The sequence below is a fragment of the Paenibacillus sp. MMS20-IR301 genome (assembly GCF_032302195.1).
Classification (GTDB): domain Bacteria; phylum Bacillota; class Bacilli; order Paenibacillales; family Paenibacillaceae; genus Paenibacillus_AQ.
Genome location: NZ_CP135275.1, coordinates 659,036 through 675,329, shown reverse-complemented (window position 1 = coordinate 675,329; position 16,294 = coordinate 659,036). Strand labels below are relative to the sequence as shown.

Annotated in this window: 15 protein-coding genes; 6 read left to right on the top strand and 9 right to left on the bottom strand. The window is 52.3% G+C overall.

Going from position 1 to position 16,294, the window contains the following annotated elements; translation table 11 throughout:
- Window positions 1-5 precede the first annotated feature (5 nt).
- The 4 genes from LOS79_RS02715 to LOS79_RS02700 all read right to left on the bottom strand — a co-directional run bounded on the left by LOS79_RS02715 (window position 6) and on the right by LOS79_RS02700 (window position 5,846).
- Window positions 6-1,694, bottom strand: a complete 1,689-nt coding sequence (locus tag LOS79_RS02715) for an ABC transporter substrate-binding protein (protein WP_315416092.1) — start codon at window positions 1,692-1,694, stop codon at window positions 6-8.
- Between the two features lie 128 nt (window positions 1,695-1,822).
- Window positions 1,823-2,644, bottom strand: coding sequence for a carbohydrate ABC transporter permease (locus tag LOS79_RS02710; protein ID WP_397386769.1), 822 nt, complete (start codon window positions 2,642-2,644; stop codon window positions 1,823-1,825).
- Window positions 2,645-2,709: 65 nt separating this feature from the next.
- Window positions 2,710-3,639 carry an ABC transporter permease gene (locus tag LOS79_RS02705; RefSeq protein WP_315416090.1) on the bottom strand — a complete coding sequence of 310 codons (930 nt, stop codon included), beginning with the start codon at window positions 3,637-3,639 and terminating at the stop codon, window positions 2,710-2,712.
- A 47-nt stretch (window positions 3,640-3,686) separates the two neighbouring features.
- Window positions 3,687-5,846, bottom strand: coding sequence for a glycoside hydrolase family 3 C-terminal domain-containing protein (locus tag LOS79_RS02700; protein WP_315416088.1), 2,160 nt, complete (start codon window positions 5,844-5,846; stop codon window positions 3,687-3,689).
- A gap of 186 nt (window positions 5,847-6,032) precedes the next feature.
- Here LOS79_RS02700 and LOS79_RS02695 point away from each other — a divergent pair, with 186 nt between their 5' ends.
- A complete protein-coding gene (locus tag LOS79_RS02695) occupies window positions 6,033-6,911 on the top strand; it encodes a helix-turn-helix transcriptional regulator (RefSeq protein ID WP_315416087.1) in 879 nt (292 codons plus the stop codon).
- Between the two features lie 301 nt (window positions 6,912-7,212).
- On the opposite strand, the gene LOS79_RS02690 is transcribed toward LOS79_RS02695, so the two are convergent.
- Entirely contained in the window at window positions 7,213-7,356 is a 144-nt protein-coding gene (locus tag LOS79_RS02690; RefSeq protein WP_315416086.1) for a hypothetical protein, read from the bottom strand.
- Between LOS79_RS02690 and LOS79_RS02685 the strand changes: the two genes are divergently transcribed.
- Complete coding sequence (locus LOS79_RS02685; RefSeq protein ID WP_315416085.1) at window positions 7,356-7,580, top strand: transposase; 225 nt, start codon at window positions 7,356-7,358, stop codon at window positions 7,578-7,580. The two genes, LOS79_RS02690 and LOS79_RS02685, sit on opposite strands and share 1 nt — an antisense overlap.
- Window positions 7,581-7,670: 90 nt before the next feature.
- The gene (locus LOS79_RS02680) at window positions 7,671-7,958 is read left to right on the top strand and encodes a hypothetical protein (RefSeq protein ID WP_315416083.1); all 288 of its coding nucleotides are present in this window, start codon (window positions 7,671-7,673) and stop codon (window positions 7,956-7,958) included.
- Window positions 7,959-7,991: 33 nt separating this feature from the next.
- On the opposite strand, the gene LOS79_RS02675 is transcribed toward LOS79_RS02680, so the two are convergent.
- From LOS79_RS02675 to LOS79_RS02665, 3 genes are all read right to left on the bottom strand, one after another.
- Window positions 7,992-8,786 (bottom strand): Nif3-like dinuclear metal center hexameric protein, encoded by a 795-nt coding sequence (locus LOS79_RS02675; RefSeq protein WP_315421949.1) that lies wholly within the window; start codon window positions 8,784-8,786, stop codon window positions 7,992-7,994.
- 24 nt (window positions 8,787-8,810) lie between these two features.
- Complete coding sequence (locus tag LOS79_RS02670; RefSeq protein ID WP_315416082.1) at window positions 8,811-10,880, bottom strand: alpha-glucuronidase family glycosyl hydrolase; 2,070 nt, start codon at window positions 10,878-10,880, stop codon at window positions 8,811-8,813.
- Between the two features lie 289 nt (window positions 10,881-11,169).
- On the bottom strand, window positions 11,170-11,823 hold the full coding sequence (locus tag LOS79_RS02665; protein ID WP_315416080.1) for a GntR family transcriptional regulator: 654 nt from the start codon (window positions 11,821-11,823) through the stop codon (window positions 11,170-11,172).
- A 223-nt stretch (window positions 11,824-12,046) separates the two neighbouring features.
- Between LOS79_RS02665 and uxuA the strand changes: the two genes are divergently transcribed.
- The 3 genes from uxuA to LOS79_RS02650 are packed head-to-tail and all read left to right on the top strand — an operon-like array spanning window position 12,047 to window position 14,883.
- Entirely contained in the window at window positions 12,047-13,123 is a 1,077-nt protein-coding gene (uxuA, locus tag LOS79_RS02660) for a mannonate dehydratase (RefSeq protein WP_315416078.1), read from the top strand.
- Complete coding sequence (locus LOS79_RS02655) at window positions 13,124-14,740, top strand: mannitol dehydrogenase family protein (RefSeq protein WP_315416077.1); 1,617 nt, start codon at window positions 13,124-13,126, stop codon at window positions 14,738-14,740.
- A gap of 17 nt (window positions 14,741-14,757) precedes the next feature.
- Window positions 14,758-14,883, top strand: a complete 126-nt coding sequence (locus LOS79_RS02650) for a hypothetical protein (RefSeq protein ID WP_315416076.1) — start codon at window positions 14,758-14,760, stop codon at window positions 14,881-14,883.
- Window positions 14,884-15,272: 389 nt separating this feature from the next.
- Here the strand turns inward: LOS79_RS02650 and LOS79_RS02645 are convergent, their stop codons facing one another.
- Window positions 15,273-16,286, bottom strand: a complete 1,014-nt coding sequence (locus tag LOS79_RS02645) for an alpha/beta hydrolase family protein (RefSeq protein ID WP_315421946.1) — start codon at window positions 16,284-16,286, stop codon at window positions 15,273-15,275.
- Between the last annotated feature and the right edge of the window lie 8 nt (window positions 16,287-16,294).

Here is a 16,294-nt window from a genome sequence, read left to right as displayed (position 1 = left end):
CCGATTTAATATCCCAGCAGACTTTTTGTACTTTCAAACACTTCGTTGGCCATTTGTTCATAACGCTCACTGCCGTTTGCTTTCACAGCTGCAACATAGACATCCCAGTTCGCAAGGCTCTCCTGGCCGGTAACAAATTTCAAAGTCATCGTGCTGACATAGTCCATCAGCGGGGTTTGGATCAGGTTCATCTGTTCACTCTGGTCGGGATTCGCCATGATTGGCGGATCAATCTTCCGCGGCTCACGCGTGGCGAAGATCCGGTCGTTGTAGTCCCGTTCCCCTTCTGTCATTTTGGACAGCTTGAGCTTAGCGGAACCGCCATAGGCAAACATGCCATTGCCGAAACCAAAATCGGCGTTCAGTTTTTTCGTTGCCGTATCGACGTTCATGCCGTTATACGTAATATCGGGATCGAGCACAAAGTTGCCGCTTGCATCCTTGGTGTAGGTTTCCCCTTCCACGCCCCATAAGCTGAGCGTATGTCCTTCATCAGAGTACCACAGCCAGTCGACCAGACGCAGCATTTTGATAAATTCCTCTTCACCTAAATCGTCCAGTGCGTTTTGACTGATCATAACCCCGTTCTCAAGGCGGGATGTTTCCATTTGCAGCATTCCTTTAGGACCGCCTGGTTGTACAATCATGTAGAGTTCGGCATTAGGGTCCTGCATCTTCGTCTGGAAATCAGCCAGCAGCTGATAGTTGCCGTTAATCACGAAGCTGTCGCCTTTAAAGAACTTGGCTTGGGCCGCGTCATCCTCCTGGGTGAACGATTCCGGGTCCATGATCTTTTCGTTAATCAGCTTATTGAAATAAGTGACATAAGATTTGAAGTCATCCGATGCATCGGCAAAATAAAACTGATTTTTATCGTGGTCAAACTTCATTCCGTTTGCCTTACCCCAACCTGCGGTTACGCCGTAAGCCACCCCGGCAATATTCAGCGTGGAGTCGCCTTTGAATTCATCGGAGAACACATAGTCTTTTTTGGTATACTCCTTGACTTTCTTAAGCGCTGCATAGAAATCTTCGTATGTCCAATTTCCTTCCTCGGCCTCAACGTCAATGCCCGCCGCCTCGAAAATGTCCTTGCGGATGATATAGGAATATCCGCCCCCGGCAACCTCCCAAAGACCAGGAAGCACATAATATTTGCCATCCGCCTGCAGCTTGGCTTTCAAATCTTCTTCCAAGCCCCAATCTTTAACCGCTTTCAAATAATTCGGCATATACTGTATCCAGTCGCTGACCGGCACGATTTGACCGCCGGCGACGAAAGCCGACTCTTCATACGTCTTCGGAATGATGTAAGGAGCGTCACCGCTGTTAACGAGCAGCGATTTCTGGTTTTCGTATTCCGTTCTGGCTGTGATGGCCAAATCGAAGTTAACATTTGTTCTTTCCTGAACCGCACTCCAGAATCTCCAGTCTTTGCTGTACGGGTAGTTTTCGTGGTCGCTGTACATCATTGAATAGGTGACCGGTTCGCTCGAGTGGAAGGTCTGATTCTCCCCAAAGCTGTAGTCCAAAGTCTTCTCTTCCGTTTGGTTGCCCTTCACCTCGGTGTTCGCCGGCGCCGGAGTTTTACTCGCGTTGTTGTTTCCGTTTGAACCCGAGCAAGCCGCGAGCCCCAATACCATCACTGCCGATAACATGACCCCGGACCATTTTTGAAAGTTATTTCTTTCCATACTTAACCTCCTTAAAGATGTAGTAAAGCTGTGAGCTGCTTATGCAACGAGGAAATCTATATTGTGTACCTCCCGGCAACGGGAAATAGTCAACTGCTGACCGACCGGAGCTGCCGGAACGTATCCCGTTACCCTTTGACAGAACCAATCATCATACCTTGGACAAAATATTTCTGCACAAACGGATAGACGCAAATGATCGGCAGAGAGGTAAGTACCATTGCAGCAGACTTTACAGTCGCCGCTATTTGCGTTGCCTGCTCGGAGGTAGCACCCATTTCGGTCGGACTGACCGCGCTGTCGATAACCTGCTTGAGGTACAAGGCGATCGGCCACTTCTCCTTCGTTTGCAGATAGAGCGAAGGACCAAACCAGTTATTCCAGATCCCCACGATGACAAACAAAACGATTGTGGCTAAAATCGGTTTGGAGAGCGGCAAAGTGATCCGCCAAAAGATGCCATACACATCCAGTCCGTCTACCTTGGCCGCCTCTTCAAGCTCGGGCGGCAGGCTGGAGAAAAAGGTCTTCATCAGGATGACATTAAAGGCGCTGATCGCACCGGGAATAATGATCGCCCAGATCGTGTCCCGCATTGCCAAAGTTTTGGCCACCAAAATATAGTTCGGAATGAGTCCGCCGCCGAAGTACATCGTAAAGAGCACGAAGGGGATAAAAAACTTATTCATACGAAGCTTCTCTTTGGACAACGGGTAGGCCAGCACCGCCGTTGCGGCAACCGAAATCGCCGTACCCACCACGGAATACAAAATGGTATTGCCGTAATACCGGAAGAAATCCGGTTTACTCAAAAGGATCTCATAGGTTTTGGTTGTAAATCCCACCGGATAAAAACTGACCTTGCCTGCATATACAGCTGCCTCCGAGCTAAAGGACTGGGCGACCAGATATACAAACGGATACAGGGTTATGAACACAACCAGAGCCATAATAATACCGTTTACTATTTGAAATGTACGGTAGGACGCCGATACTTTCACTGCTTTTCACTCCTTTACCACAAGCTTGATTGCGTTGTTTTCTTGGAAATCTGGTTCGCGGTCGTTACCAGGATCAGACCGATGACGCCTTCAAACAACCCGACGGCGGTGGCATAACTGAAGTTCCCGCCGGTGATACCCATGCGGTACACGTAGGTTGAAATAACATCCGCAGTTTGATAAGTCAGCGGATTGTACATCAGCAGAATTTTCTCGAAATTCGATCCGAGGATACTGCCGACATCCAGGATCAACAGGGTCATGATCGTTGGCAGAATGCCCGGAATCGTTACATGCCAAGCCAGCCGGAAGCGGCTTGCACCATCGATTTTTGCCGCTTCATACAGCTCCGTATTAATTCCGGTCATGGCCGCCAAATATAGAATCGTGCCCCAGCCAAGCCCTTGCCATATCCCGGAGGAGACATAAAGTGTCGAGAACCATTGCGGCAAGGAAATGAACATAATTTTTTCAAAGCCCAGATTTGCCAGCAGTGCGTTGATCGGCCCGTTTAACGAAACCATTTCTTTAACCATCCCGACGACGATAACGACGGAAATAAAATGCGGCAGATACGAAATGGTCTGCACTAACTTTTTCACCCTTATCCGCACCAATTCGTTTAGCAGCAAGGCAAAAATAAGTGTGGTCGGAAAGCGGATAATCAGATAAACCACACTTAGGAACAGATTGTTTCTGAACGCCCGCCAAAAAGTCGGATCCTTCATAAACATTTCGAAATACTGCAGTCCGACCCACTCGGTACCCATCAAATTGGGACCGCCCCTGTATTTGCGGAAAGCGATGATATTCCCGAGCATCGGTACATATTTGAACAAGAGAAAATAAAGCACGGGGATGATCAAAAACGAATACAGTTTCCACTCTTTTCTGACGTGCGAGAGCAGCGGGCTTGCGTCTGCTGCCTTGTTGCTGGCTGCCATTGTCAATCACCACATTCCTTAGAAGATAGTTCACTTCATAAAAAATCTTATTTGATTTCAAGCTCGTCACCGGCAGTAAGCGTGAATGCCGCAGGTTGCCTGCATGTCAGTGTGCGGCTTCGCTGGTCTGGCTGAGAGGTGCCTATGTAAACGGTATAAGTTCCCCGCTGAATTCTTCTCACGCCTTCCTCATCGCATAATGCGAAAGCGGCAACCGGAAGATGCAGCATTACTTCCATCTTCTCACCCGGCTCCAGGTAAATTTTCCGGAATACCTTAAGCTGCGGATTGGGCGCTCCGTCCCGCTCGGCCTTGACGTATAACTGCAGCGTTTCTCCCCCCGCCAGGTCTCCGCAGTTTCGCAGTGTGGCGGTAACCTGAACGCCTTGGGATGTGATCCGCTCCGTATCCAGTTCTATACTGTCCAAGGCGAAATGGGTATAGGATAGCCCATAACCGAACGGATATAGTGCCTCACTGGTCATATAGCGGTACGTCCGGTTTTTCATCGAATAATCTGTGAATTCGGGAAGCTCCTCTGTCGACCTGTAAAACGTCACCGGCAGCTTGCCCTCCGGAGAGAATTCACCGAACAATGCCTCCGCGATGGCCCGCCCCCCTTGAGAGCCCGGATACCAGCCCTGCATAATTGCCGGTATGTGCCCATCTGCCCAGCTCAGATCGAGTGCGCTCCCCGAAAGTACGACCAGCACCACTGGCTTGCCGCTGGCATAAGCAGTTTTCAGCACTTCCTCCTGGATCCCGGGGAACCTTAAATCCGGCTTATCGCCGCTGGCGAACTGATTCCCGGTATCTCCTTCTTCCCCTTCCAGCCCTGCATCCAGGCCCAGGCAAACGACTACAATGTCGCTTTCCGCACATACAGCCTTAACTTCAGAGATCCTGTCATTCCCGGTACTGAGCCCGCTGACCCCGCCTTTATACAAATCGCAGCCTTCGGAATACAAGACACGGGCAGCTTCGCCGGCATAATCCTGGATGCCTTCCAAAACCGTGATATAGCGGGACGCGGTCCCTTCGTAATTGCCAACCAAGGCCCGGCGGTTATTAGCATTGGGGCCAATGACACCGATCGTGCGGAGCCCGTCTTTACTTAGCGGCAGCAAACCGTTCTCGTTCTTAAGGAGCACCAGGCCCGAACGGGCGGCCTTGCGGTTTAATGCCTGCATCCTGGGAGTATCCACTTCGTTATAGCTGATCGAGTTAAACGCTACCTGCTCCGGTTGATCAAACAGGCCGAGCTTCATCCTTGTCGTAAACAGCCGGGTTACGGCAAGGTCGATCTGTTCTTCGGTGACGAGCCCTTCCTTGACCGCGTCCAGCAAAAACAGAAACAGGCTGCCGCAATTCAGATCACAACCCCGGCTTACCGCCAAAGCAACCGATTCAACGGCGTTCGCCGTTATTTGATGGTGCTCATGAAAATCCCGGATGGCCCAGCAGTCCGAAACAACATGTCCGTCAAACTGCCATTCGCCGCGCAGGATCTGTTCAAGCAAGAGACTGCTTCCACAGCAGGGTTCTCCATTAGTCCGGTTGTAGGCGCCCATTACCGCTTCGACCCTGGCTTCTTGAACGCAAGCCTGAAAAGCCGGCAGATACGTCTCATGTAAATCCTGAACGGAGACGACCGCGTTAAAGCGGTGACGAAGACCCTCCGGCCCCGAGTGGACAGCAAAATGCTTGGCGCAGGCGGCGAGTTTGAGATAATCCTCGTCATGTCCCTGCAAGCCCTGAATAAAACGGACGCCCAGTCTCGCGGTCAGATGAGGGTCCTCCCCATAAGTTTCATGCCCCCGCCCCCACCTCGGGTCGCGGAAGATATTGATGTTCGGGGCCCAGAAAGTCAGGCCTTTGTAAATATCCGTATCGCCATACGCCTGCTGCATGTTGAATTTGCCTCTTGCCTCCGTTGCGATCGCATCGGCCACTTCCTCGAGCAGCTCTTCATCGAACGTGGCAGCAAGTCCAATGGCTTGCGGAAATACCGTTGCCACGCCGGCCCTGGCCACCCCGTGCAATGCTTCGTTCCACCAGTTGTAGGCTTTAACGCCAAGGCGCGGGATGGCCGGGGCGGAGTGCAGCATTTGATGCACCTTTTCCTGCAGGGTCATCTGCTCAACAAGACTTTTGGCGCGTGCCTTGTAGCGATCGATTTTTTCCTGGTTGTATACAAGATTGACCATAATTTCAGCATCCCTCTTTCCTTTTTTGTGATAAAATATATTTAATTAGATATTTTACCTTCTTTGATCATTTGTATGCGGTTTCATTGACTTCATTATAAAATGCCTCCTATGTTCTATCTTCGTGAATTTAGCTTTTGACTGTTCAAATATTGCTAACTCGTATACAAGAAAGGAAAGATGCTGATGATTGAAATTCTGAACGGCGCCAAGGAGACCGTGTCTTACCGGGAACATTTCGGAATTCGCATCTATTTGAACCGGGAAGCTGATAATTATCCCATCCATTGGCATACGGCGGCTGAAGTGATTATGCCGCTCGAGAACACTTATTCGGCGGTCGTCGATGATACCCAGATCGTTCTGAATCCGGGCGACATTCTCATTATCCCTCCGGGCGAATTGCATCAGCTGTTTGCCCCGGAAACGGGCAGACGGATCATCATGCAGTTCGACTGCACGCTTCTCTATCATCTGAACGGGCTGGATTCCACCTTCCACCTGCTTCGGCCATATATCACCATTACGCCACAACAAGGCAAGGATCTGCATGGCGCATTGAAGCCGCTGCTGATTGAACTGACGGAGGAGTACTTCAGCCCTTCGCTGCTTAAGGAAGCCTCCGCTTACGCCATGCTGATTCAGTTTTTTGTTATTCTCGGCCGGAATTTCATGGGTCTGGAGCGCCGCTTCCCCCACCGGAAAAACCAGCAGCAGCAGCATAAATACATTGATAAGCTGCTGGAAGTGTGCAATTACATCAATGATCACTGCACAGAAGAAATCCAAGTTGAAACACTGGCCGAACTGGCCGGTTTCAGTAAATTCCACTTTATGCGTTTGTTCAAACAATTTATGGGCATGTCCTACTACAACTATCTCAACGAGCATCGCATCATGTTTGCGGAGAAATTGCTGATCGATCCGAATCTGTCGATTATAGAGGTCGCCATGAGTTCAGGCTTCGGCAGTCTGCCTACCTTCAACCGCGTATTCAAGAGCTACAAGAAATGCACACCTTCGGAATACAAATTATTGCATGGAGTCCATAAGCCTCTTGATTGAAGCGGCGGTTCATTTGCATTCCCGGATTCTTCCGCTTCGGATACCGGACTCCACCATCGTCTGCGGCTTCAACATGGAGCGGAACACAAGGGGCTGTCCCAAAAGCCATGAAATGGCTGCTTGGGACAGCTCTTTATCTTGGAGTAGGATCAACGTGTGCACTTGGGTGGACGTTCCGAGAACGGACCGTTGTTCCAATCACTGTGCTCTCCAGATTTTTTTGATTCCCCTTAGCGGTGAAAATCCGGAGACCAAGGCGACCGCTACCGCTTTTCCACAATCAGTCCGTCCTCTCCACTGTTTAAGCGGGGAAGGTTTCTACCATTCTTTCAAAAAACACAAAAAGAAATCGCTCTTTGGTAAAATGGAAGTGTTGAGCAACCATTTCAAAAAAGGAGCGATTTCTTTGTACATTTAATATACCAGGACCCACTTTGCTTGCCAATGGATCTGGAAGAAGACATTCCAAAAAATCACCTTGTTCGTGTCGTTAATGCCGCCGTCAATCGGCTGGACTACTCCATTTTTGACGCTGCCTATCCCGGCGGCGGCTCCGACAGCTATCACTCTAAAATGCTTACCATAGTCATCATTTACGCTTACACTCAGCGTATCTATTCGTCTCGTCGAATCGCCAAAGCCGTGCGAGAGAATATTCCTTTCATGTGACTGGTCGTACGGCAGCGACCCGATTTTCGCACGCTTAATCGCTTTCGTTCCCAGCGGATGAGGAATGTCCTCGAAACGGTATTTACCGCCGTGCTTCAATTTCTTGCGGACGAAAAATACGTTTCCCTAGAGCATTACTTCGTGGATGGCACCAAGATCGAGGCCAACGCGAATCGTTACACTTTCGTGTGGGGCAAAGCGGTTAGTAGGCATAAGGCCAAACTCCAAGAAAAGGTACAGGCTTTGTTTGAGGGCATTGAGGCCGCAGAGAAACAAGAAGAACAGGAACACCGTGGCCAGGAACTGAGCGAACTTGGCGAGTCCACCGAGATGAGCAGTGAGAAACTCGAACAAATGACTCAGGCGCTGGAGTCGTAACTGCTGGAAAAACCCAAAGATAAACCAGCCCCCTTACACAATTTGAAACACAGGCTGGTCCTGAACAAAGCTGACCCCCACATCAGGAAACCGTGACTTCAGCCGCTCGGCCAGCAGCTTCATCCCGGGCGCTTCACTCTCGGCATGGCCTAGCATAATTAAACTTTTGTTCCGGCCCTGGCGGACGGCATCCCGGATATATTCCGGGGTCTCCCATTCCGGGCCTTCACCGGCAATAATCAGATCAAGGGACTCCTGCCCCAGTAAAGGAAGCGTCAGCGCTCCGCCTCCCCGATAACCGACCAGTACACCAACTCTGCTGCAAACTGCTGACAAATTACCGGCCACGCGGATATAAGGAATCTGCAGCTGCCTCTTCAAATAACCGGCCATCTCGGAAACCGTCATGGCTGGCACCGAGAGAACCGTTACATGAGGCAGATGCTGCTCAACGTACGGCTCCCAATCCAGCTCCCGCAGCAGCCCTTCGGTAATACCATCCGGAGTATAGCGGTGCACCGCATCGTGGAAGCGGTATATGCTTACCCCGGTACTGGCTATCAGCGCAGCCTTCTGCCGGTAGAGCGGGTCATTCTCCAGTACCTCACGGTTATCATGATGGCTGTAATAGACACCTTCATGTGAGATAATCAGATTCGCGCCAAGCAGCGCTGCCTGCTCGATTACATATTGTGAAGCGGAGAAGGCGGTCACTATTCCCTGTACCTCCGTCTCCGGAGCTCCAGGCTCAAGCTTATCCACCGTGTCGCCCAGCAGGCTGATCCCTGCCGTTAAATGCCCGATTACCTGCCCGAACGTGGGATTCATCTTCATGATCACCTCCCGGCCCTCTTAATAGATTCTGCGTCCTCCGGCATCTTCAATACCGCTCTTGCGGTAGAAGTAAGTGTTGATCTGATCGCGCCATTCCCTGGCATGTGCGGCCTGACCCTGCAGTCGCTCCTCAACCTGTACATACAATCCTTCCGCGACCCTGTTCTTCAGCGTACGCCAGTCTTCCAGCAATCCGGCGGCGCGTTCGGCCCCTGCAAAATGGCTGTCGTAGATATGCTGAATCACGGTTTTGCCGGAATGCAGCACATGGGTGTAGGGCACATGATGGAAGAACAGCAGCAGCTCATCCGGGCACGCTGCAAGCGAATCATAACGCCGGGCATTGCTACCCATATACTGGGCGCTGTATCCTGTGCCCGTAGCTGTAGTCCGGTCTACGCCGATTCCCTGCCGGTCGGCATAATGATAGGTGCCCCACTGTGAATACTCATAACCGTCCACATTCGGGCCGTAGTGATGCTCAGGATTAATCATCCAGCCAACCCCAAGCGGTGCCGTATAAGATTCGTAAATCTCCCAGGAATCGAGCAAGATGCGGCTGATTACGCCGGCAACATCTGTATCCGATCCGAAGGTCAAGGCGATCCACTCTGCCGCAATTTCTTCGGAAGACAGCTCCGGATTCCAGGCCAGCCGCCCGAATCCGTAGAGATTTGCCTGTGCCAGCAGATGGCCGGTCCAGTTCCGGTCATTGCCCACACTTGAGACCGCCGCCACTCCACTGTAACGGTTGCCCCATACTGATCCGTCGACAATATGCTTCACAGGTGCCGCTCCGCCCTTGGCCTGCGTGTCAAATTCCATAATCTCCTTCCACTGCGGAACCAGGTAGCAGACATGCCGCTGTTGTCCGGTATACTCCTGGGCAATCTGAAACTCTATAACCTGATTGGTCTGTTCAAGCGCTCCGAACAACGGGGATACCGGCTCTCTAACCTGGAAATCCATCGGCCCGTTCTTGATCTGCAGAATAACATTATCCTTGAATTTACCGTCAAGCGGTTTGAAATGATCAAATGCCGCTCTCGCCCGGTCGGTCTTGCGGTCACGCCAGTCCTGCTTGCAGTTGTAAACGAAGCAGCGCCAGATAACGATTCCGCCGAACGGCTCCAAGGCTTCTGCCAGCATGTTGGCACCGTCAGCATGATCCCGCCCGTAAGTGAACGGGCCTGGACGGTTCTCCGAATCGGCCTTGACGACAAATCCGCCGAAATCAGGAATTAGCCTATAGATGTCTGCCGCCTTCTTCTGCCACCACTGTCTTACTCCGGGATCCAGCGGATCGGCGTTTCCTACTTCTCCCTCATGCATCGGGCCGGCGAAGTTCACGCTCAGGAACAACCGGATGCCGTACGTTCTAAATATTCCGGCTATTCTTGCAACCTCAGGCAGATAAGTAGAGATAAACAAGGTTTCCAGTGCATGCACATTCACATTGTTGATAGCAATCGCATTGATTCCTGCTGTAGACATCAAGCGTGCATAATCAGTGATTCTGCCCATATCCTCTACAAAACGGTTATGCTCATAGAAGAAAGACCGGCCGGAATACCCCCTTTCCACACTGCCGTCAAAATTATCCCAATGGTTAATCATCCGCAGCGCATTCACCGGATTCACAATTTCATCCAGCTGCCCGATTTCCTTCTGGCTTCCGAGCAGGCGCAGGAGATGGAAGACACCATACAGCAACCCTGCAGGAGCCGCAGCCCCTACGGCAATGCATTTATGGGCAAAGCTGGTGCGGATGGCGAACCCTTCCGCTCCTACAGCGTCAGTACTCATTTCGGCAAATACATTCCGGATCAGTGTATTTCCGCCCTGGAACGTACCAAAGGCTACACAGAACCCTTCCGGCTGCGGCTCCTGTACGGATTCGGTGCCCAGCATCAGTAAGATCCCCCGCTGCCATTCGCTCAGCGCTGCCTGAATGGTCTCATGCTCTTCGGTGACAGAGACCGCTCCGCACCACTCCATATATTCTTTATGCAGTTGACCCTGCGGCAGCGCCGGATAGGTTAACCAGGCTTCGTATCCGCTGTCCCGCTTTTGAGTTGGTTGACTCATGTTAATATCTCCTTCCTTACTCCTCAGTCCGGCTTAATAAGCAGCTTGTATACCAGTTCATGCTAACATGCGCCAGGCAGGCGGGACATTGTCAAATCAAGCATTTATTTACCCAAATCAAGCATAATTTTGCCATTCCAGCTGCCTAAAACCGGATATCCAGACGCTTAACCGGACACCGGTTCGCTTTAACAGAGATCCAAGCTATAGGTATCCACGCCAAATATCCCTGTCTTCATGTCACATGAGTACAAGGATACCAGGCGTCTGCCGGGAAGCTGCGGACGGTTTATTTTTTTATATAGCCGGCAAAATGCTCCTGAAAATTCATCGAATCAATATCGGCGCGGAGATGGTGATGCAGCAGCTTATCAATACCGGCAGTATCCCCCTGCATAATATAATCCAGCAGTTGCTGATGCTCCTGCTGAATGGTTGTCAGCTTCTCGTCCTTCAGCATATGCAGCTTGCGGTAGCGGATGTAATGCACATTAAACTGCTGCAGTACCCCCCAGAGAAATTCACGGCCGGCCAGGCCAAACATCATCCGGTGAAACTGGTCATCCAGCAGCAGAAATGACTCGGCGCCCTCTGCCTGTTCAATGCATTTTTGCTGCTGCTGGAGATTCTCCCTTAACCCGTGCAGCCCCTTCAGCGGAATATTGCCGGCCAGCGACTTCATGATCTCCTTCTCCAGGACATTGCGGAGGTAGATGATCTGCTCGACGGATTCGAGATCTATGTATGAAACCAGATTACCTTTTTTAGGATAAATATCGACGTAATGCTCCAGGGACAGCTGCTTCAGCACATCCCGGATCGGTGTTCTCGACAGCTGAAACCGTTCGGACAGCACCGTTTCACTGATGATATCCCCCGGCTTCAGCGCCAGTGAGAGGATTTCCTGCTTCAGATAGGTCATAATTTCTTTTTTGGAAGTCATGGGATTGACCAACTTTCTGTACGATATTCTTCTTTACTCATTATATAGAAAAGGTATAACAATTTCATTGACAAAGATGCAGGCTTATTTTATGATCATTACGAATCACATCTTGTATACAAGATTATTATATCATATCAGCAGATTCCGGTAACATCAATCTTTTCAAGGGATCATAACACTTCTATTTGTATTTATGTTCAATCACAAGGAGGAAATGACAATGAATATGACTTGGAGATGGTATGGTGAGGGCAATGACAATATTACCCTTGACCATGTGCGGCAAATTCCGGGGGTAATGGGCATCGTCTGGTCGCTGCACCACAAGGTGGCCGGGGAAGTCTGGGAAATGGATGAAATTCAGAAGGTGGCCGACCAGATTACCGCCAAAGGCTTCAGCACAGCGGTTGTGGAGAGCGTCAACGTTCATGATGATATCAAAATCGGACTGCCGTCCCGCGACAAATACATCGACATTTATATCGATACGATCCGCAAGCTGGCCAAGGTTGGCGTTAAAGTGATCTGCTACAACTTCATGCCGGTGTTCGACTGGACCCGTACTGAGCTGTATAAGGAGCTGCCGGACGGCTCGAACGCCCTCTTTTATGAAAAGGCTGCCATTACCGATAATCCGCGCGAAATGGTTGACCGGATTCTGAAGGGCGCCGGAGAATTCACTATGCCGGGCTGGGAGCCGGAACGTCTGGCCAAGCTGGATGAGCTGTTCGCGGCGTATGCCGATGTTACCGAGGATATTCTGTTCGACAACCTGAAGTATTTCCTGGAGCGCATCATTCCGGTCTGTGAAGAAGTCGATATCCGCATGGCCATCCACCCTGACGATCCGGCCTGGCCGATCTTCGGCCTGCCGCGCATCATCCGCAGCCGCGACTCCATCCGCCGGTTCCTGGACATGGTTGACAGCCCGTATAACGGCCTGACCTTCTGCACCGGTTCACTGGGAACGAATCCGCAGAACGACCTGCCGGCGATGATCCGTGAATTCCACGACCGGATTTATTTTGCACATATCCGCAATGTGAAGGTGTTCGACAACGGTGATTTCATCGAGGTATCGCACCGCGGCCGGGACGGCAGTGTGGATGTGGCTGAGGTCGTTAAAGCGTATCATGAGAACGGCTACACCGGTTATGTGCGTCCGGACCACGGCCGCCACTTGTGGGGCGAAGAGAAGAACTGCCGTCCGGGCTATGGCCTCTACGACAGAGCGCTGGGTATTATGTATCTGCTGGGTGTATGGGATAGCCTGGAGAATGCCAAGGGGGCGAAATAAATGCTGAATCTGACCAGAAGCAGCATAGAGGGCCGCGAGGCCTGGGAAGCCGCAGGCGTAGAGCTGCCGCAGTTTGATTTTGCTGCAGTAGCGCAGAATACGCTGGAGAAGCCGGAATGGGTTCATTTCGGTGCGGGGAATATTTTCAGAGGGTTCGTGGCGAATGCCCATCAGAAGCTGCTCGACAGCGGCAAGGCTGATACCGGTATTATTGCTGCTGAAACCTTCGACTTCGAGATGATTGACAAGGTCTACAAGCCTTATGATAACCTGACGCTGCTCGTCCTGATGAATGCGCGCGGCGACTTCCAGAAGCGGATTGTCAGCAGCATCGTGGAAGGCCTTGCGGCAGAGCAAACCCGGGAAGCCGATTACAGCCGCCTGACAGCTGTATTCGAGCATCCGAGCCTGCAGATGGCCAGCTTCACCATTACGGAAAAAGGCTACTCCCTCACCGGTCCGAACGGCCAGTATCTCGGCATCGTGGAGAAGGATATTACCGGCGGTCCGGCTCACCCGGTTCATGCAATGAGCATCGTTGCTTCGCTGGCCTACCGCCGCTATCTGAAGGGCCAGTACCCGATGACCTTCGTCAGCATGGACAACTGCTCGCATAACGGCGACAAGCTGAAGAACGGCATGGTCACTATTGCCAGGGAGTGGGCGGCCAAGGGACATGTGGAGGACGGATTCGTTGCCTATCTTGAGGATGAGTCGAAGATCACCTTCCCGCTGTCCATGATTGATAAAATCACGCCGCGCCCGTCTGAAACCGTTCAGGCCGCGCTGCTGGAGCAGGGGATCGGCGGCATGGAGGTCATTGTGACCTCCAAGAACACCTACACCGCACCGTTCGTTAACGCTGAGATCAGCGAGTACCTGGTCATTGAAGACAAATTCACGAACGGCCGTCCGGCGCTTGAAGAAGCCGGGATCATCTTCACCGACCGTGATACGGTGAACAAGGTGGAGACCATGAAGGTTACTACCTGCCTTAACCCGCTGCATACGGCGCTTGCCGTAACCGGCTGTCTGCTCGGCTATACGCTGATCGCCGATGAGATGAAGGATGCTACCCTGCGCAAGCTTGTAGAGGTTATTGGCTATACCGAAGGGCTGCCGGTTGTCGTTGACCCGGGCATCCTGAGTCCGAAGCAGTTCCTGGATGAAGTGCTGCAGGAGCGCTTCGCCAATCCGTTCATCCCGGATACGCCGCAGCGGATCGCTACCGACACTTCCCAGAAGGTCGGCATCCGCTTCGGGGAGACGATCAAGGCGTACATCCGCCGGGAGGAGCTTGATCCGCAGCAGCTGACCGCCATTCCGCTGGCGATCGCCGCCTGGTGCAGATACCTGCTCGGCGTGAACGATGAAGGCGCGGTATTCTCGCTGAGTCCGGACCCGCTGCTGGAATCGCTGCAGGCGAAGCTTGAAGGAATTGCGCTTGGCGCAGATGCTGCACAGGCTGCGGGCGTGCGGGCCGTACTGGAAGACCAGGCCATCTTCGGCGTGGATCTGTACGCCATCGGGCTCGGCGAAGTCATCCAGGGCATGTTCGCCGAGATGCTGGCCGGGCCGGGCGCTGTACGGGCTACGCTTACGAAGTATATCGGCTGATACAGCAGATGATAGCGATGGAGATAGTGATAGAGATAGTGATAACGATAGAGATGGAGATGGAGACCGGGAGGAGCTTCCCGGTCTCTTTTTTTGCTGCTCAGGCGGTGGATGATGGGTTGAACACGGAAATCGAGAGGTAGACAAGCCATTGTATGTGGAAAGCCGAATACATCGGGCTTATGCGTAGGTAAATGAGCTCATTGTATGTGATAAACCGAATACATTGGGTCACCGCGTAGGCAAAGGAGCACATTAGGGGCATTAGTGCCCCTGGTTCCGCCGAATTTAGGCGGAGGGCGCTTTTTAGGGGCATTAGTGCCCCTGGTTCCGTCGAAATTAGGCGGAAGGCGCTTTTTAGGGGCATTAGTGCCCCTGGTTCCGCCGAATTTAGGCGGAAGGCGCTTTTTAGGGGCATTAGTGCCCCTAGTTCCGCACAAATTAGGCGGATGGCGCATATTAGGGGCATTAGTGCCCCTAATTCCCCCAGAGGTGGGATCAGACCGCTGCGCGAAGGCCGAATGTACCTTCCCTATTTACTCTTTTTACTCAAAAACGACTCAATCGCCGACATATAGCCATCAACCGTAATCCGCCGTGGCGCAAACAGGCTGATCATGAATGCGCGCAGCGGAGAATCCGCCGTCCGCACCGGGAGCATGGAGTGCTCGGTGTCCGGGAACCGCTGAACCGTGAGCAGCGAGGCCGGGCGGATCTTCCCGCGGTACACCTGCTCCGTCTGCTCCACATCCACATTCACATCCTCCTCGCCAAGCAGCAGGAGCACCGGAGTCTTAAAGTTGTGCAGCTCACCCGCAGCGTCGGCCAGAAAGTTCCGGCGGACGAAGGACCAGCGTTCTGCAGACATCCTTTCACCCGGGTCCGTCATTTCCGTATATTGCGCATAGTCCGCCCCCCGCTGCAATAGCTCATTTACCTGCTGCTCGTAGGTGATCCGCTGCGCGATCTCCTCTGCAGTATAACCGTCCTTCATCATTTGCTGCCGGGTGTTGTAAGCGCCCTGCTGCTGCCAGTTGATGGCCGGTGAGACCAGAATGCTGAATGCAAGGGGTTCCTCCGCCGCAAGCTGCGGAATGACCCAGCCTGCCTGGCTTGCTCCCCAGACGCCAATCCGTCCGCTGTCAATGAACGGCTGCGCTCTGGCCCAGGCCAGCGCCTGGCGCGCTTCCTCCACCCTGTCTTCAATACTCTGTTCAAGCCAGCTGCCGTCCGAGCCATTAATCCCTCTTTTGTTGAGCGACAGAGAGGCATAGCCGAGGGAGGCAAGCCGCTCCCAGAGCGGTTTATAACCGTCATTATGGGAGGCATCCACCGGCCCGTCACCATGAATGAAAAGCACCAGACCCGGCTTACTGCCGGCCGCGTTCTCAGGCAGCGTAAGCATGCCGGTCAGTTTGCCCTGGGGAGTAGAAATTTCTACAGGCTGTATGGTCATATCAAAAGTATTTTGCCGCAGTACGTAAAGACCCGCACCCAGCAGGATCAGCAGCACAATAATGACTGCGATCCCGCCTCTCTTACTCAGCCTTCCTC